The organism is Nostoc sp. KVJ20 (assembly GCF_001712795.1).
Lineage (GTDB): Bacteria > Cyanobacteriota > Cyanobacteriia > Cyanobacteriales > Nostocaceae > Nostoc.
Genome location: NZ_KV757663.1, coordinates 1 through 19,412, shown reverse-complemented (window position 1 = coordinate 19,412; position 19,412 = coordinate 1). Strand labels below are relative to the sequence as shown.

13 protein-coding genes are annotated in these 19,412 nt (G+C 40.3%); 3 read left to right on the top strand and 10 right to left on the bottom strand.

The genetic code is table 11. The features are described from left to right. Positions 1-3 precede the first annotated feature (3 nt). The 4 genes from A4S05_RS25355 to A4S05_RS25340 all read right to left on the bottom strand — a co-directional run bounded on the left by A4S05_RS25355 (position 4) and on the right by A4S05_RS25340 (position 4,634). Positions 4-2,037: a DUF3732 domain-containing protein gene (locus A4S05_RS25355; protein WP_141699803.1), complete on the bottom strand. Its 2,034-nt coding sequence runs from the start codon at positions 2,035-2,037 to the stop codon at positions 4-6. Further along, positions 1,970-2,470, bottom strand: coding sequence for a three component ABC system middle component (locus A4S05_RS25350; RefSeq protein WP_069072552.1), 501 nt, complete (start codon positions 2,468-2,470; stop codon positions 1,970-1,972). The genes A4S05_RS25355 and A4S05_RS25350 overlap by 68 nt, the downstream gene beginning before the upstream one ends. Before the next feature lie 11 nt (positions 2,471-2,481). Then, positions 2,482-3,669, bottom strand: a complete 1,188-nt coding sequence (locus A4S05_RS25345) for an ABC-three component system protein (protein WP_069072551.1) — start codon at positions 3,667-3,669, stop codon at positions 2,482-2,484. A gap of 452 nt (positions 3,670-4,121) precedes the next feature. After that, on the bottom strand, positions 4,122-4,634 hold the full coding sequence (locus tag A4S05_RS25340) for a TniQ family protein (RefSeq protein WP_069072550.1): 513 nt from the start codon (positions 4,632-4,634) through the stop codon (positions 4,122-4,124). Positions 4,635-5,112: 478 nt separating this feature from the next. Here A4S05_RS25340 and A4S05_RS25335 point away from each other — a divergent pair, with 478 nt between their 5' ends. From A4S05_RS25335 to A4S05_RS25325, 3 genes are all read left to right on the top strand, one after another. Then, a complete protein-coding gene (locus A4S05_RS25335; protein WP_069072549.1) occupies positions 5,113-5,424 on the top strand; it encodes a hypothetical protein in 312 nt (103 codons plus the stop codon). Next, a complete protein-coding gene (locus tag A4S05_RS25330) occupies positions 5,417-5,701 on the top strand; it encodes a hypothetical protein (protein WP_069072548.1) in 285 nt (94 codons plus the stop codon). The genes A4S05_RS25335 and A4S05_RS25330 overlap by 8 nt, the downstream gene beginning before the upstream one ends. Before the next feature lie 105 nt (positions 5,702-5,806). After that, positions 5,807-7,120 (top strand): hypothetical protein, encoded by a 1,314-nt coding sequence (locus A4S05_RS25325; RefSeq protein WP_069072547.1) that lies wholly within the window; start codon positions 5,807-5,809, stop codon positions 7,118-7,120. A 126-nt stretch (positions 7,121-7,246) separates the two neighbouring features. On the opposite strand, the gene A4S05_RS25320 is transcribed toward A4S05_RS25325, so the two are convergent. The 6 genes from A4S05_RS25320 to A4S05_RS25295 all read right to left on the bottom strand — a co-directional run bounded on the left by A4S05_RS25320 (position 7,247) and on the right by A4S05_RS25295 (position 19,004). Next, positions 7,247-8,167, bottom strand: a complete 921-nt coding sequence (locus A4S05_RS25320; protein ID WP_069072546.1) for an AAA family ATPase — start codon at positions 8,165-8,167, stop codon at positions 7,247-7,249. A 5-nt stretch (positions 8,168-8,172) separates the two neighbouring features. After that, complete coding sequence (locus tag A4S05_RS25315; protein WP_069072545.1) at positions 8,173-10,071, bottom strand: Mu transposase C-terminal domain-containing protein; 1,899 nt, start codon at positions 10,069-10,071, stop codon at positions 8,173-8,175. A 367-nt stretch (positions 10,072-10,438) separates the two neighbouring features. After that, on the bottom strand, positions 10,439-11,182 hold the full coding sequence (locus A4S05_RS25310) for an alpha/beta fold hydrolase (protein WP_069072544.1): 744 nt from the start codon (positions 11,180-11,182) through the stop codon (positions 10,439-10,441). A 288-nt stretch (positions 11,183-11,470) separates the two neighbouring features. Beyond that, positions 11,471-12,085, bottom strand: a complete 615-nt coding sequence (locus A4S05_RS25305) for a hypothetical protein (protein ID WP_069072543.1) — start codon at positions 12,083-12,085, stop codon at positions 11,471-11,473. Between the two features lie 140 nt (positions 12,086-12,225). Beyond that, positions 12,226-17,451, bottom strand: a complete 5,226-nt coding sequence (locus A4S05_RS25300; RefSeq protein WP_069072542.1) for a WD40 domain-containing protein — start codon at positions 17,449-17,451, stop codon at positions 12,226-12,228. Positions 17,452-17,654: 203 nt separating this feature from the next. Continuing rightward, complete coding sequence (locus A4S05_RS25295; protein ID WP_069072541.1) at positions 17,655-19,004, bottom strand: response regulator; 1,350 nt, start codon at positions 19,002-19,004, stop codon at positions 17,655-17,657. Between the last annotated feature and the right edge of the window lie 408 nt (positions 19,005-19,412).

Sequence of the window (19,412 nt, the reverse complement as noted above, 5' to 3'; positions counted from 1 at the left end):
ATGTTAAATACTAGATATCCAGTTCTCAGGTACTAACGCCCTTCCATCAGTCCAAGGTTCTTCTAATAAGGCATTTTGAAATCTTTCATTATTACCAAGGTTTGCGTGTTCCATAATGATGATTTGAAAATGGGGAGATAGTTCTTCACATACATCAAATAAAAAATTAAACATCCTTTCCACTGCTGCCATGTCAGGATTAGCACGAATGATTTCGTCGAATGGAGTTCCTTCTAAATTGAGATACGCTTCTTTTGAAGGAAAATAAATTTGGGTGGGTTGATCTAAAAATAAAAAGTGCGGAACTGGACGATTGCGTTCAATAAAATGTTTGTGTAAAGCCAGAAGTGTAATTAAGTGACAACCAAGCCAGTTTTCTCCTCCTCCCATTCTTCGCATAGGGATTGGTCGATCAGGTCTGTCTGCAATAACAGTTAATTTATTTATATCTAATCGGTAGGGAGAATCACTATGTTCAAGTTGTAATAGTCTAGCCCATTCAGTCATTTGCTGTCCTATTCGATTTAATATAGAATTTAAGTTAGCTGTTATTTCACTAATATCTAACTCTTCCTCATAACTGGCAACCAGTGTCTTTAATTGCTGAATTTCTAAGTGTATTTGAGCATCTTCATCTAAAAATTCCAGAGTTTCAAGATATAGACTTATACGACCTACACTACGAGCTATATGAGCATTATTATCACGAATTTGTTTAGCTGCTTCTTGCTCATCTATCGCAGCTTTAATAGCCATGTCTTTTTCTTTTTTCTGTCTTCTCAGTTCTTCACGCCGTTCTTTAAGTTGCTGAATATGCTCAATTAGTCTTGGCTGACTAGCTTCTACGTTTTTGACATTATTTTGTAAATTTATCAAAGATTCTCTAATTGCAGACAGACTGGGAATAGATTCTAACAAACCAGAATTACAGAAAGGACAGTGATTTGCAGAAGTATTCTCTGTCTTAAATAAATTGATAGATTCTAGCCTCAATAGTTGTTGAGTTGCTTCTTTTGAAAAACCTGTTTTTTGATTTAGAAATGCTTCTGTAGCAACTATTTTTTCATTTATTCGTTTAAATTCTTGCCAAATCTCTTCGCTTTCAACCTGTAAATTTGGAAATTTATCGTTTCCAGTAAGTATAATTTCATTTGCTTCCCATGATAAAGTAGAATCTAGTGCTTTGAAAATATCAGCCGTATCTTTAGCAATAAAATTAGAGTCAATTAAACCTACTTGTTGAGCTTCAATCAGAAGATTACGACCTATAATAAATCTTTGTTTTGTAATTAATTCTGCTTCTTTAAGACTGCTTTGAGCTTGTTCTAATTTGCGACGAGCTTGATGCAATTCTTTTTGCAACTTCAGTCTATCTTCTTGAATTGCCCCTAAAAAATATGGAATTGTATCTTTTATTGCTTGTGGAATAAATAACTCTTGCTGACGATGAAATAAAATATCCTGATTTGCAACAGTACCTTGTTTTTGAAAAAGGTAAAAAATTGCTTGCCTTATAGTTGCTTCAAATTGTCTTCTTGAGCCTCCTTCTTCAACAATAGTTTCATTGGGAGAAATTCCAATTAAGTCTGACAGAAAACTTTTGATTGCCTCATTATTAGAGTTTGCTTCTAATTGAGATAATTCAGGAATTATAATCTCATTAGCAGAATTGTAATAAACTTGATTTTGTGAAGAGCTATCTTTAGAGGGCTGAGATTTTGCAATAAAAACCTGAGTTTCATTAATTTGAAAAAGAACTGCATACCAAGCAACTTTATCTTGTATAACGCCATCAGGAATCCCAGATTCTTTCCCTCCAAGGCAATAGTCCACAATTTCAAGGAGAGCAGATTTCCCCCTACTTGACTTGCCAGTAATTATATTAACTTGTCCAAGTTTAAAATTTATGGTTCGCTTATCCCCGGCAGAATTGTAGAGAGTTATGGACTTGATTTGCATACAAACAGCTTTACGGACAAATGCCCCACATAATATAAATTGTTGATACTTCTCCTGCTTGAGCAAGCCAACGCCCAATAAATTCAGCTTTCTTGCAACAAATAGCTGGTTCCGTATCGCTAGACCATGATACAGCCGAAATAGAATTTAATTTACCATTTACCCAAGTAAATCTTCCATCGTCACAGATGTTAATAATACCAGTTTGCATCCCAAAAGCTAAAGCTTCTTTTGTATACGGGACTAAGTAACTTGTACGATCGCCAAATCCAACACGAGCTTCAGGGTGTCTTTGCAGCCAAATATGCAACTTAGTTACTATTTTTTTTGGTAACGCATTTCTCGTTGAACTATGAAGAACAAGTGGTAAAACGAGAAACAGAAGAGGATATGGCATACCCTGCTTCTTTTCGTTCTCATAGCCTTTTATGGCATTGTGAAGCATAATCGAACAAAAAGCCGGATTTAGAAGATTGGCATATTCAAGTGGACGCTGCTCCCAAGACTGCACAAACTTCTCTCCTACGTAGTAGCTAATAATTGAGTTAGTCTCTCTAAAAATTTTGGATGCCAGTGTATACGGGGTAGTTTTTGGTCTGCGAGTATGTGGTAGCTTCCACGCATTACGTATGGTTCTGTAACTTGAGGACGAATACGAATGTCAGCCTCTTGCTCCATCCAATTAAATACTTTTCTACCAAATTTCTTATAATCAAGCTCATTATCATCACAGTCTGACATCTCATCTTGGAGCGCAAGCATATAACGCTCCCATTCATCTATTAATCTTTTCTCGTATTTTTCAATTTCGCCTCCAAACAGAAGTTCTTCACGCGCCCAGCGAGAACGTTGCTCGAATGCTTTGTAGTAATCTAGTATGGCTTTTTCAATTCGCTTGTTATGAACAGCAATTTCGTTTAACTGAGCAACAAAACGTCTATTGTCTTGTGAAATATCAGGTTGCTCAGGAATTTCTAAATCAAAAAAGTCAATTGGCAAGGCATCAGGTTTAAATTGATCGTTAATCTCGCATATTTTATCCCGTACTTCAAAACCGGATATAAAATTAATGGAATCGTCACGAAGATGCTTTACAACTTTCGCAAACCACCAGCCTTCTAGCCGTTCATAAACACCATCTCGATGTTCTCTCCTAACTGCAACCAACTTTTCTTTAATTTTCGGTGTTATGTCAATAATATCTGGAGAACCATCAATAATTTGTATAGAGTCAATTAGGAGTTGTTTTTGTGTGTGATCTAAAGCTTTAAATGCTTCAAAAGACTTAGTTAGAGCTTGGTTATTTGATTTATTGGCAACCTCAAGAAGTTTTTGGAGAGCAAGTTTAGTGTTTCTAGCTTTAATAGGACGCAATAAAAACGCAGCAGAGTTTGCAGGAGCTTCAGCCGTAGTTACTAAAGTTAGCAACGTATCAGGTAAAGAAATTTTGTTTTCTTGCAGTTGGGTACTCCAGACACGAAGAGTTTTCCAAAGGTCAGTGCTACTGTCTGTTAAAGAAGCTTGAGTCGTATGATGCTTCAACTGCAACAATTCTGTAGGATTATTTTCGTCCTCAAAAAATGTGATATCGTCTAAACTCTCAACCGCAAGCTCTAATTCTTCTTTATTAGTTAAAATTAAATACAGGGCATAGCGTGCTTGGAACATATATCCAAGCGCTTGTGAACCTGCTGAAAACCCTGTACTCATATCGTTTACTCACCTCGACTAAGTTAACTTACTAGCCAAAGCCCATTTGTTTATCTCGTACAACTTTTTTTATATATTAGAATCAAAATCTAACCTATGTTAGTTGTCATTACTCAAAGTACTGTGACACATAAAGAAGTTAGTATATTAGCTTGATACATGGCTGACTGTAATTCATGGTCACTTACTGGCCATAGTCGCATATTTCAAAAAACTATGCTAGCAATCTTCAAAATTCAATAATGTACTAATATTTTTTGCTCAAGTTGAACTTATGTAAACACACTCAGAACTCGTTTAACTTTTAGTATATAGAATATTTGTACTATAAGATATATCTTGCATCAAAATTTGGTTAGCAGGCGTAAATCGGGTTTTTGATCCAAATGATAGGTAATGGCAAGCTCTGAAACGCCTGGGTAAAGCAATAAAAAATCAAATGGAAGTATTACTTAATAAGCTTTCTGTCGCTTTGCCATACTTCTAAAAAGCGCATGACATTTTTTGCATTCTCCCTTTTCCCACAAAGCAGGAATAGCAAAACGCTCTTTGCAAAAGGGACATTCTGAAAGTAGACGTAACTTGTGGCGTTCGCACCCCACCGTTGATTGAAACTGCCACTCCAATCGATGATATGGTTGCTCTGCATAACACGCAGCACACAAGCGTATTGGCTCCATTTTCATTTTTTCACCCTTGGGCGGCAGCATTTGAGCAATTCGGTCTACATCTAAACCAATTAATTTAGCAATTGCTTCTAATTCCTTTTGAATGGGAAATGGATTAAACCGAAATTTCTCCCACCGTGCTAGTACTGGGCCAATTCCTGCGGCTTTACTTAAAGTTCCAGGAGATGAGACGCAAACTGCTTCGTGTCGCCTAAATCGCCCAAAATAATGACTAATACTCTCCCCTTCATTGGGTTCTACATACCAAGGCGGATGTTGAACAGCTTCTGGCTCCATAACTACATTTCAATACCTAAACGGCTTGCCATAGACTAGGGAAATAAAACTATTTAACAACTGCCATAGCAATCCAGTCAGTTATCTTGGCAGCAAGCTGGTTGAAATCCTGGATGCTGAGAGTATTATTCGGTTAACCGAACAATTAGATTCGGTTAACCGAATAATACTATGAAAGAGTTCGATCAGCAATTTTAGGAATTTTGTCTCGCCCATCTCACCAAAGCCTCGTGGATATCTTTGGGGAAAGATTATATCGAAGTTTGTCCGCGATCGCTTTGGCTCATCAACTTTAGAAATATTTACCGCCAGATCATCATATCGCTGCAACCTTCTTTAAAAACTCAAAAAGGTTTAGCAATGTTTTTTAATGTGTGGCAATGTTTGTCTGCTAAAGTAAGAATATTGAAAAACACTAATTTAATGCTTGCAGTAACTTGAAGAATGCTTATAGCTTTTAAAATATGGGAAAGCCTCTATGCGTGATATTCTCCGCCAAATACCGCCAGTAGGCTTACCAGAAGTAATTCCCAGCGAATTACCCCGGCAGAGATTTCATCTCGGTGAATGGGTGCGCTGGTTTCAAGTACCCAACGGTGACTTTGGTCGCGTCATCGGAGTAATGTACACCCAACAAGCCAGTTGCATTGCCACTGGCTTACATTATTTGGTTCTTTTAGATGAGCGTAGTCCTTCTCGTGAAATTTGCATCTGCGACTTCGCTTTCGAGGAAGATATTGAACCCTTGGATAACTCATTCTTGGAAAGGCTTCAGGGCAATCATGTCTGAAGCTCAACAACATCAGCACTTGCTAGAATTGCACAACCAAATGTTTCTGTCCCCCCAAGATTTTAGCTATCGTTGGGGATTGGGTTACGAAGAATTAGCAAAAATCTGTGCCATCTCTAAATCTACGGCTTATCACTGGTTAGGTGGACAAGCCAGCCGCCGAGAAGCTGGATTACCTTACCAGAGAATTATGGCTGTAGCTGATTTTCTTTTCGCCAACGCCGAAGTAATTAACCCTCTGTTAGAACAGTGGCATAATCCTCAACACCCGAATTAATCCTTCAGTTTTTGCAAATTGACAAAACTTTTCTTCATCACCTTGACTGACATAAAAAATAGGTAGTAGGGTGCAATTTATCGTCACCAGCCTACCCACTGCTCCATGAACCGCTCCACCAATGATTCCTATTACCTGCCCTCCAGTATTGAACTGACTCAAAGCCATGTCCTGATTCATCGCATGGCAATCCCTCTCAAAAATGCCATCAGCTACTTACAACAATTTCCCCAGTCAGAATACGAGGATATTTGCCGGGATGCTTTTGAGTTAGGATTTCTTTGCTTGCAAACTGCTCAAACTCGTCATGGCAACGAATTAATCAAGCAGCAGATGGAATCCTTGTTGGTGGAGTTTCAGCAGGCAGTCAAGGTAATTGCAGAGTCTTTCCAGCAGGAATTAATAAATCAAGTAGGGACAGATAATGGCCAATTATTAGCTCCACTGCAAAATCAAATTAATCTGACTTCAGCCATCCTCACTGAAAAACTCAATAACGTTAGCACTTTGCTTACACTCGAAATTGACCCTGCCAGAGAAACTTCTGTTGTTGGCCGCTTTCTCTCTTCATTACGTCAACTCTTAGATGCTAAACGCTCTGATTCCATTCAAGGCGCATTTAAAGCAGCATTAATAAATGCCACTAAGGAAAATGGTACTCTAGCTACGGCAGTTAAAGATGTGGTTTCTGAGTCTGTAAAACCATTAACCGAACAAGTGGAAAAACTGACCAGAGAAATTCGAGATCAACAGGTGACACAACAAGTACTTGAGCAGACAACTGCAAAAGGCATCAACTATGAAGAATCAGTTGTTGTCGAACTGCGAAATTGGTCAAAATTGAGTGGAGTTGAGGTGGAGCATATTGGTCGTGATGGGGATACTGGCGATATTCTCCTAAAGTTCACCAGTAAATCGTTAGCTGTAATTGAACTGTCAATAGTGATTGAAGTTAGAAGCCGACCTTCAAAACCTTTTGGTCGCCAAGCAATCACTCAACATTTACAGTCAGCAATGTTGCGGCGTTCTGCAAACTCGGCAATTTTTTTAAGTTATTCCCGCGAGGGATTGGCGCAGGAAATCGGTGATTGGGCAGAGGGAGTTTCTGAGTCAGGTTATTGGATTGCCACAACCCATCCATTTTTAATTATTGCTATCCGCTTTTTGGTGATCCAGCAAAGGTTAAATAAATTGCGTAGCTTTGAATCAGAACTGGATGTGACTGCTGTTGAACAACAAATTCAGCAGATCCGCACAGCTTTGGGACGAATCAGAACTATCAAAAAATCTCTGACGGAAATTGGTAAGGGTGTGACTGTGATTAAAGCGGAGGCAGATGCACTGAGTACAGATATTCAATCAGCGCTGAAATCAATTGAGCAAACACTAAGTTTTGTTGGCAGCAAAAGTATCGATTAAGAGATTAAGTGCATAATCCTGCGACATTTCTTCGCCGAGAACTTGCCCAACAACTTTTTTAGAAGTAAAGGTGAAATTATTTTCGCTCAACTCCCAATAGCTCTAAAGTTATACCAAGGAAAAATTTTAACCTTTCCTTTGAAACTTAACTTTTGGTTCCTTGCGCCTACCAAACTTTCTAGTCAGATTATCTTGGCTCAATTCAAAAGATGGCTCATCTAGTTTTAGAATTGCAATTTTACGAAGTAAATCATACAGAGGCTCAATCAGTCCCCCAGATTTGAGTTTTAAATAAGAAATAACACTTTCCATTTGTGTGAGATTTAATCGACCATCTTGAGTAAGAAATTTTTGCTCCCAATCGTCCACAACTTCAATAATATCTTCTTCAGTTAAATTGGGAAACTCGTATGGCTCTAAAAATGAGTCATGAACACGCACGTATGGAAGACTTTTTCGTTCGAGAATATTTTCGCTTAAATAGTAAGTTCCAACCAAGATAATAGGGATTCGCCGTTTCGTAAAAATATCAACTAATTCGTTAAATCCTTCCAAAGTTAGGTAATCTGCATTACCAACTATTAGTATTTTGACACCATAAGCTTTGAGAGTTCCCCATGCCCGCGCTCGTAAATCTCGCAGCGCTCCGACATTAGTAAGCGGATGACCGACTTCTTCCAAAATTGAGTAATACAAATCTGTTGGGCCACCATGCTGATCAATTTCGGCATAAATAACAGTCGCCGGAATTTCTAACAATGTCCCTCGCCGTTTTACATATTGCATCCTATAGAGTTGGCAAGCTTTTAGCAAACCAGAACCTGTAGCAGATGTAACGTAACCACAGAGTTTTGCATCACGCTGGTCATCAAGCCAGTCAAATAATTCTGTATCGCGGTCTAATGGTAGGTAAGTGTCAGCTTTACCAATTCGTTCAACCTCAGCCTGGATCTCTGGTAAGCGACGCAGTTCTTCAGCAGACTGTAAACTAGCATCAAACTGCTTCTGAAGTTTTGGTTGTACATGGGCTAAGTTAGTCTCTGACATTTGACTTACCAGTTATCCTTCACAAATTGGTTCCAATCTTGTACCCCTACTCTCGGCCGTCTGGTCTTAGCAGTGCGATTAGCTTCAGGTATATCCTGTTTATTTATGGACTTTACTACGTTTTGCGACGTAGTAGGGGCAGACGGAAAATTTTCTTGTGTTATTGCTGTTTCCTCCAGTGTTGCATTTTCAGGAAACATCTCAAGAACTTTTGATTTATTAGACTCGTGTGCATGTTTTTCTTGAGCTTTTCTTTGGCGTTTTCTCCGGCTTTTACGTCCTTCTTCTACCTCTTCAACTATTTTTAATCGTTCATTCAAAATTGAAGAATTATCAACCTCCTTAGCTTTCTCCCGAAGCTTCTTCTTAATCCAATTTAATTCCCCAAGAGAAAGCCGCTCTTTTTCTAGATCCCTAGCTTTTACAACACCAATAAACTCTCCTGGTTGAGCGTTACTAGGACGGGTATAAGCAAGCAGAGTTAAAATATTGCGCTGGTCATATCTTAAAGAAATTTTCTGACCTTCATACCCTACTAAAGAATCTCCCTGGTACACTAGACCTCCAAAGTTTACAGAACCATACTTCTCAACATTACGATACGTAGCTTTCATTAAGCAGATGTCTAATTCACGCTCGTCGAAAACTTCTGGCTCAACCAATAACATTGATTTCCAACGTTCAATACGTTTCAGTTGTTTTACTTTAGGATAATCATGCTGATTGTAGTGGTCTACAAAGTATCTAACTAATATTTTTTCTAGCTGATCAAGTGTTAAACATGCTGTTTTTTCTGCATTTTTGGGGCGCTCTTCGACACTCGACCCAGTGTAACCGCCAAAAAACGACAAGACTTCCTTGTTAATCTTGTCGAATATAGTTTCAATCAAACCGCCTGCGGAGGGAAAAGCACGTAGACGGCGTTGGAAACCTAACTGTAGTGAAATTTGCTTCAAATGGGCAGACTTAAATTCCTTGGCACGGTCTGTAACTAAGTATTCTGGAACACCGAAAATATCCCATTTTTCTTGAAGTTCATACTCTGGTTCGTAATGTTTTGGCAATATTGAATGACGAAAGGCTAGTGCAACTTCATGTGACCCAGCAGACTCATATCCCAAATAAAACCCAACCACACATCCAGAATAGCTATCCATCACCAATGTTATGTAAGGACGACCAATAATTTCTTTGTCTTCATCATCAATCAACAAAATATCTAACTTGGTATGGTCAACCTGCCAAATCTGGTTGCTATGACTAATTTCTAAAATTCCTTCAGTCGTCTGAATAATTTGTCCTTCTCTTGGTGAACCTGGATGGCGAACTATTCTGTTTTCTTGCTCAATATAAAAATTTATAACTTTATAAACGGTGACATGAGAGGGAAACTTTCCCTCTATCAAATCTTCCAATACCTCTGGATATTGTTTGAATTTTTCAACATACTTTTTAGAGCGTAGGTCTTCTCCCTTAGATGCTAGAGATATCAACTGTACGTGGATTTGATTATGATTTATCCGCGAACCCTTTGTCTGCCCCCATTTATGAGTATCTACGATAAATTTGAACCACTGCTCAGAAATACGAAACTGCCCTTTATCCTGACGACCAACTGCAAGGGTAGCAACTCCGTCTTTTTGAACTCTCTCAATCATTCGTTTTATAGTTCGGGTGCTTTTACCAAGAGCTTTAGCAGCCTCTGCGATCGCCTCTCTGCGAGCATTCTTATCAGGTGCTTGCACAATGGCATCAATTACATCGACTTTTTGCTGAAACTCTGGCGAATCATCATTAAATAGTAGATAAGACTTTCCCTCTACCTGCTCTCCACCCTGCTCCGTTGCAAGAACTTCCTCATGACCGGGGAGATTAGCGCCTTGACTCAAAGAACGCGTAGACATACACTTGACCCGTCTTCCAAGAAAAATGACATCATTTACTTTAAAAATTTATCAGAAAAATGACATCATTTACTTTAAAACTGGCTAGAGAATAATAAAAGTATAAATATAGCTCAAAGACTTGTTTGGTAAGCCTTTGAGCCTGTTATACAGATATCGTAAAACTGGACAATAATTCTTTAAAAGTGACAATAATTATTTAATGGACACCATGTGTACATTCGCAAATTCAATGTCGCAATTTGCAAATTCATGTCGTTATTAATTAGATAATATCGTTCGTCTATGCCGAATTAAAATTTCAAAGATATTCCCTTGTTCACACTCAATACGCTTCGGTTAATTTCCTAAAATATGGATCAAAAAATTAATTACTAGTTAATATTGAGGCAAGAAGGTCAGGACGAGACAGATGTGGGCAATGTCCAGAAGGTAGCTCAATGGCATCGACTCCTAAGCGCTTGCGTGCAGCGTAGCGCGACCATGTAGGAGATATTATGCGATCGTTGCTACAAACAATATATTTACGCTCAACATGCGGCAAAGCTTTTAGAGGATTCGTTTCAAATATATATGCCATAGATTGTTGCGGACGACTTTTCGAGATTGCCCACTGTGCTACATCCGGTTGACAATCATGAAAGAAAAAATCCCTTAATACTGCTTCGTCTGAATAATCTTTGCCTACGGAAGCTGGTTCATACATATCAGGCTCATCGTAGAATTGTTCGAGTTTACTTGGGTCTTTTGGCTGGTAATTGAATGATTTGAGCGTATCAGAATCAAGACGATGAGAAAATTGATCGAGTGTACTGACTCCAGGATATGGAAGTAGCGCAGCCACAAACACTAGTTGACGCACTTTTACCGCTTCTGCAACCAAGGGAATTATAGTACCAGCCATTGAGTGACCGACTAGCACAATATCATCATCAGTTTTTGGTAGTGCTTGAATTACTGCATTCGCAAGTTGGGACAAAGTAGCAGATGCATTTTCAATTGGCAAATCCATTGCTACGGTTTTGTGACCCTGTGTTTCTAAGTAGGGAATTAGCAAATCCCAACACCAGGTAGCTTGGAAGGCACCGTGAACTAGACAATACAGACTCATATCAATTGAATAGTGGTAAGTTGGTAGACATAATTAAATATAAAATAAACTCCTAGTTTGTAGTGACCGATTTATCGCTCAGAGCAAGGATTATCAGGACTAAAGTCCTTACCCTTCGGGTTCGTTAGTCGCTCATGGGGGAAACTCCCAAGACCGCGCTAACTCACTACAAACTCTAAATTTATTTATGCCTAGATACTGAATGGTGAACGAGTTGTTTAACTGATCTTATTTTTTAGCAAATTTTAAAACTTGACCAGGTAAGTTACATTAGCACCTGCAATATATTTAAACAGCAGTTAAAACAGGCTGAAAAGGTTGCAATAAAATACCTAAAAGTTTATCAACTTCTTTAATATAGTATTCAGTCGAATCTATATAAACAGTCGTCTCTTCTAAAAATAAAAACTTCCAGTTAGTTCCACTAGTAACCGAGCCGTAAATACGCCCAACTTCATTGCCTTGATTTTGATTGAACAGTTGCGCTGCAATCATTGCCGCTACACATTGACCCAGACCGCCGATAATATCTTCTTTTTTCGCTTCAAAAATAAACATTACCGGAGCAGAAAGAAATAATTGTTCCTGGGAATTGCTGATGATGTAATCGCAAAAGCCTTGCAAGCCTTGAGTTGCATCAACATTAAATTCATTTCCAGAGAACAGTGATATTTTATTATTTAATAATCGTCTGACTTCTGCGAGGATTGGTGCAATTAAAAACTCTGACCTGGCTTTTTCGGTTGAAATTGCAGTTGCTAAAGGGATGTAATCTATTAAAATCGTTCTGAGAGTTTCTGATGGTGTAACAGGTTTTGTATCAACAAATAAATCCTGAGTTTCATCGAGTGTTAAGTCAAAACTCTTTTTCACCTTAGCGAGACTAAAATCGCTGTATGCCATCCTTCCACCTTGTGATTATTTATAGCAGTTCTCGAATGGAAGTAACACCTTTGACCTCTCTCCAAACCTCTCTCTTAAGAGGAGACAGGCTTTGAATCTTACTGCCCAACGCTAGTAGGGAAGGGGCTGGGGGTTAGGTCTTACTTAGGTTTATTTGCTAACTCTTTCGCTCTCACCTGGGAATCAAACTTTAATTTATTATCCCACTGCTGTGCTTTGCCAAACTTTTCAACAGCGCCATTAATATCATCATTTCGTGCTAACTTTTCACCTTGGATGACTAACACTGTTGCACCTTGCGTCAAACGAGATGGAGTTTGGCATGTTTGCAACTCTTCTAACACTTCTGGATGGGTAATGAGGTAATTATTTAGCAAATTGCAACCACTGAGTAATAAGTTATCGAAATTCAAATCCCAGATTTTAATGGTCTTGTCAGCACTAGCAGAAGCTAACTGTTGCCCATTGGGGCTGAAGGCGACCCTATTGACCCTATTGCTATGATCAGTAAGGGTTTTGAGGAGTTGACCACTGCTGACATCCCAGATTTTAATGGTCTTGTCAGCACTGGCAGAAGCTAACTGTTGTTCATTGGGGCTGTAGGCGACGCTAATGATTTGATCGCTATGACCAGTCAGGGATTTAAGGAGTTGACCACTGCTGACATCCCAGATTTTGATGGTCTTATCATAACTAGCAGAAGCTAACTGTTGTCCATTTGGGCTGTAGGCGATGCTATTGACCCCATCACTATGACCAGTCAAAGATTTAAGGAGTTGACCACTGCTGACATCCCAGATTTTGATGGTCTTATCATAACTAGCAGAAGCTAACTGTTGTCCATTTGGGCTGTAGGCGACGCTATTGACCGAACGGCTATGACCAGTAAGGGATTTGAGGTGTTGCCCACTGCTGGCATCCCAGATATTGATGGTCTTGTAAGCACTGGCAGAAGCTAACTGTTGTCCATTTGGGCTGTAGGCGACGCTAGTGATCCAATTGCTATGACCAGTAAGGGATTTGAGGTGTTGCCCACTGCTGACATCCCAGATTTTGATGGTATCGCCCAAATCTCCAGAAGCTAACTGTTGTCCATTGGGGCTGTAGGCTACACTAAAGACCGAACTGCTATGACCAGTAAGAGTTTTGAGGAGTTGACCACTGCTGGCATCCCAGATTTTGATGGTCTTGTCATCACTAGCAGAAGCTAACTGTTGTCCATTGGGGCTGTAGGCTACACTAAAGACCGAACTGCTATGACCAGTCAGGGATTTGAGGTGTTGCCCACTGCTGACATCCCAGATTTTGATGGTGTTGCCACCACTAGCAGAAGCTAACTGTCGTCCATTGGGGCTGTAGGCGACGCTCATGACCCTATTATCGCTATGACCAGTAAGAGTTTTGAGGAGTTGACCGCTGCTGACATCCCAGATTTTGATGGTGTTGTCGTCAACATTAACAGAAGCTAACTGTTGTCCATTGGGGCTGTAGGCGACGCTAATGATCAAAATGCTATGACCAGTAAAAGATTTGAGGAGTTGCCCAGTGCTGGCATCCCAGATTTTGATGGTCTTATCATAACCAGCAGAAGCTAACTGTTGTCCATTGGGGCTGTAGGCGACGCTAATGACCCTATCGCTATGACCAGTCAGGGATTTGAGGTGTTGCCCACTGCTGACATCCCAAATTTTGATGGTGTTGCCACCACTAGCAGAAGCTAACTGTCGTCCATTGGGACTATAGGCGACGCTCATGACCCTATCGCTATCATCAGTCAGGGTTTTGAGCAGTTGACCACTGGCCACATCCCAAATTTTGATGGTGTTGTCATTACTAGCAGAAGCTAACTGTTGTCCATTGGGGCTGTAGGCGACGCTCATGACCCTATCGCTATGACCAGTCAGGGATTTGAGGAGTTGCCCACTTCTGACATCCCAGATTTTGATGGTCTTGTCAGCACTAGCAGAAGCTAACTGTTGTCCATTGGGGCTGTAGGCGACCCTAATGATTTGCTCGCTATGACCAGTAAGGGTTTTGAGGAGTTGACCACTGCTGACATCCCAGATTTTGATGGTCTTGTCACTACTAGCAGAAGCTAACTGTTGGCCATTGGGGCTGTAGGCGACGCTAATGACCACATCGCTATGACCTTCTAAAGTATTAACCTCGATCGCACGATTTTCTTTAGGCTCATTTGGCTTTAAATAAACCGCTTGCTGTAAAGTTGCCGCAGTTTGCATTCGGGTATCGCTTCTGTGCTGTGCCCAAATTGTATGCTTGAGTTTGTTACTTGCCCTTAATGCTGTTATTAGAGCATCTAGATGTTTTCCAGAGACAGCAAAGGCTTCAGAAGAGTTATTGATGGCGTTAATTAGCTGAACATTTGCCTCTACTGTCCACTGGAATGTTAGCACTGCCAATCCAGCAAATCCTAAACCTGCGGAGATGGAACTAAAAAGGGCGCGTTTGAGAAAGTTATTCAGTTTCGCTTCACTCAGTTTTCTTTGTTCTCGTTCCTTTTCAAGTTCCGCCATCACCTGCTTTAACTTCGGTTCTTGTTGCTGGCGGATAAAGGTGGCGATGTAGTCATGTACCAGTTGATAACGGTCAGCCGGGTTTTCTGGTAGCAAAACCACTAAGCCGGATTGGACAAAAATCTCTAATATTAAATCTAATTTACTGATTTCAGAAGCTTGTTCCGCCTTAGTTTCCGATCCCCCCGCCTGCGGCGACCCCCTTAAAAAGGGGGTTGAAAGAATAAAGCCCCCCTTTTTAAGGGGGGTTGGGGGGATCTCAGAGAAATAAGGCATCAAATCGCGTTCTAACTCAGCGCGAGTCTTCAAAGGGCGAGTTCCTTTTTCATCAGTCAGCAAATACAGTAATATGTCTGCTGCTTGGTGATTTTCTTCACCGCAATCATTAACAACTTCATCCAAATAACGCTTAACCAATTCGTCCTTAGTGCCACGTTGCAGATATTCCGCCAGAGTTGTAATATTCTCCGTTTGCAGTTGCGCCCCCACAACCTGCAACTCAATGGGACGAACTTCACCCAATTCTCCGGCTAAATCCAGCACCATTTGTTCAACTAAAGCAGGTTCTAAGCGAAAACTAGTATTTTCAATTAAACGCTGAATAATTGACTTCGCATCAGCAGGTGAGAAGTTCCCCAACTTGTAAAGCACATTATTGCTGAGAATATCATTGCCAATAATCTTGAGACTGGACAAATCATTGCACTCTAGCAAGTAATGGATGTAATCTACCCGCAGCGATAAGATAACTTTCACCGATAGAACATTCAGACACTCTCCCAGAAACTCAAAAAATTGCTTCCTTTGTACAGGTTCGGTGTAAACAAAGAAAAATTCCTCAAATTGATCGAAAATTAACACCGTGCGGAGGTTGTGTTGTTCGTTTTCTTTGAGTTTGGATATTAAATATTGTGGAGTTCCGAGTTCTGAGGCTCGATGTTGACCTTCTGAGGCTCGACGTTGACCTTCTGAGGCTCGATGTTGACCTTCTGAGGCTCGATGTTGACCTTCTAACTCTCTCTCATCTCCCTCATCCTCCACTCTGCGGGAAGCTAAAGCTATATCCCCCTCATCTCTTCCCAAAAGCCTTCCTAACTCTTCCAACCAGTTGGTGTAAACGCGCATTACCACCGGCAAATAATCTTGAGTACCGATCGCTTTATTCTTTAAAGCTGGCACTAATCCCGCATTCACTAGGGAACTTTTGCCTACACCTGATTGCCCATGAATTACTATCAGCTTATAATCAGGGCGACCCATGCGTTCTATTAAACGTTCTACATCCAATAGGCGACCAGATGCAGCAATTTCTGGAGCGATATTTCCTTGGGGAGAGTTTGAGCGCAATGTCTCTACAAATGCCTGTTTTGTCGCTTCTAATCTACCCGCACCAATAAAAGCCCGCAAGCCAAATTGCTGTTCAATGGAACGTCGTTGCTGTTTGATGTTGTATGCTTTGAGATATTCTTTCTGCTCAAAATAAAGCTGCTGCAAAAACCTGAGAATATCCAAATAAATCCTGACATCTTTTAGGGGATTACCCACATTGCCAGCAGTTTCTAAGCTGATAGTCGCCTCTTTAATTTGACCTAAATAGTATTGAGAACGACCTAAGATAAACTGATATAAGCTCAAGTCTTTTGAGTTGAAACCTCTTTCGGAAATATCAGATAAAATCCCTGATGTATTTGCTGATTCCAGCTTGGGAATCGCATAAAAAACCTTTAAGGCTTGCTTAACTAACTGATTTGCTTTAACCCAGTTTTTTTGAGCCAAAGCCACCTCAGCTAGAAAACTGTAATCCTTGGCTAATTCCCTTGGCTGGTTGTTACTTTGATGTACTACTAAAGCTTGTTCTGAGAGACTCTGCAACATTTCCCACTTTTGCAAGTCTCGCAAGATATCACCGAATTTAATTACTGAAGTAGCAATTAAATCTGGATTTTTCAATCGGCTAAGAAAATTTATATACTCTTGGACATAATGCCAAGTTGCTTGCCAATCTGGATGATTGATATCTTGATGTTTAAAAGCTTTGAGATAATAGCAAAAGCCAATTTCACCGAGGATTTTTACCTGTCGTTCTAAATTCTGACTCTGCTGCCAGAGCTTATAAGCTTTCTGATAATGCTCTAAAGCCGAATCTTTATGATTATTGATCTGTTTGACAAAACCTATTAAAGATTCTAAATTAGCTTGAATTTCTAAATTATAAATGTCTGGCTGATTGAGTAAATATCTTTGTGCTGCTTCTAATTCATTTTCTAGCTTAATATATACATCTACGCTAAATTTTAAGTTATTACTAAACCATTGATTAGCCGTTTCGATGATAAAATCTACTAATTCCTGTGTTGATATGACAAAATCTCTCGTAGTTGCCCAACTTTCCAAATCTGGTGCAAGCTGGATTAGTTGCTTATAGATTTCATCGTCAATCCACAAGACTAAGGGAAAAGTAAAATTCTTGCGAAACTCTTCCCGCACCTGATTAGCAGAAGTTAACATCACAGACAAATTCTGCACTGATTCCAAACCCACAACCATCACACAGGCTGGCATTTCTGCGCCAAATTCTTCCTGAATCGCAGTATAAAGAGTCCTGTTAGATTGCTGCACCGCTAAGACACGAATTTCGACTTGACAAATTTCCCGCAATCTTGAGATTAAGCGATCGCGCAAGCTAGCATAATTACACCGTGCCAATATCAGCTTAAACTGTCCCACAGAGGATTCAATCGCCCAAGCTAATTGTTTCAGAGAGCGTAGGCGTAGCCCGTCGTAGACATCGTTGTTTACATGGTCATCTTCTGGTGATTGCGAGTCTGCCATAAGTTGATGTGCTTTTCAGGTGCGAATTTTTACTATATGTTTTGACGTTGAGTCAACATATCCCGCCTTGCACTCAAGTACAAGGCTAATAGCTGAAGTCCACTAAAGTGGACTGGAAAGAATTATTAGTCCTCTTGAGAGGACTTTAGCTATTAGCCTCGGAATTTATTCCCAGGCGGGTGAGTGGATAAGCGAAAGATACCTTACTGCAACTCCTTCGCCTCAGCCAAAACCGGATTAACATCAAACCAAGACTCGCCACCATCGCGATATTCAAACACAAACCGACTGCGGATCAATTTTTGATATCCGTGATCATCACTCACCTTTTTCCTTTCTTTGACATGACGTAACAATTGCCACTCATCCTCAGAAATCGGCAACATGATTTCATTCCGCCGAGAACGAATCACTTGCTCTAAGGTTTCACGGGTTAGGGGAAGACTCATCTCTTCCATAATCCAGGTATTCAGCAGCCTCAGCACGTCCCGCACATGACCACCGCTCATTTGACACAAGCGTTCTAGGCTAGCAGCATTATCAAAAATCTCAGTAACTTTACTTAAGCGATCCTCTGGTGTCATGTCAGGAAAAGCTCTAGCTAGTACCATCTGCTGCATGAGTGACATTCCCTGTGTATGAACACTGCCATTAGACCATTGCACAGGAACCATTGGTAACACTTTGGGATCTTCTGGGAAACGCTGAGTCAGCATTCCATAATCATTGGAAAACTTCAAAGACAAAGGCATGGTGTAGATGAGATGACAATTCAGCTTCGTCAAAAACTCACCTTGATCGACAAATAAATATTCTTGCTGCGGACGACCCCAAGGTTTGGCACGATTATCTATGCGGTCAAGATTATCGACAATTACCACCAGACCATTTTTACCTTGCTGTTTGAGTTTAGCGATCGCAGGTTCCAATAATTCTTGATTAATCGCTTCTAGCAGTTTCGTTTTTTGTGGTGCTAAATATTGATTGAGTTTTTCTCGCAGCGTTGGGTCATTTTTCATCTTCGCGGTGATTTCACCAATGCCCACAGACAGAGAAAACTTTTCTTTATCTGCCGATAAACCCACATCCCCAAGCCCCGGAACCTTAAGTTTTCCCGCCGTCACCTCGGAGTTTAAGACCTTCCAAGCACCTTGGAGCAACTCATTAAACTTATTAGGTTCCTCCAGGGTAATTTTATCCAGACTTTGACTCACCCGCCGAGCGATCGCTAGCAGCACATCAGCAATATCGACATCAGTCATTTCCAAATCGTCACTGGACTCAAAATAGACTACGTGGAAACCTAACTTTTCCAGTTCTGCCTGTAACCGTAATAGTTCTGTCGATTTCCCACAACCAATATGCCCAGTAAATAAAGTGCAAGTGGGTTCATTGGGCTTAAAAAAAGTAATCTTCTGCTTCAGCTTGCCCAGAATATCACCACCTCGGACTGAGGAAAAATCTATGTAATACTTGCCATCAGAGCTATTGTTGACAAACAGAGTTCTGCTGGGATCGCTAGCCTGATAAAATTCCCGTAAATCTATGGGCATAACCTGGTAGTGCAATTATCTCGTATTGTCTTAACACATCCTTGTGGAAAAGGATAAAGTTATTTACATCTTTGCATCTCAATATTTCGGAGCATTTTCGCATTTACTACCTCAAATGCGATCTAATCACATCAAGAATTCTCTGCGTACCTCTGTGCGACGGCAGTCGCTACAACGGAGGGAACCCCCGCAACACGCTGCCCATTGGTGTCAACTTAAGCTAGAAATAGCTGCGCTACGGGCTTCATAACCCGCCAGAGAATGAATTCTCTGGCTCATAGCTAAAGTCTACTGAAGTAGACTGAATATTTTTGGGGATATCTAGTCATCTGAAGATGACTTTAGCTATGAGACAGGGATTTACAATCCCTGGCGGACGTGCGGTTTCGCGTTAAGTTGACACCAATG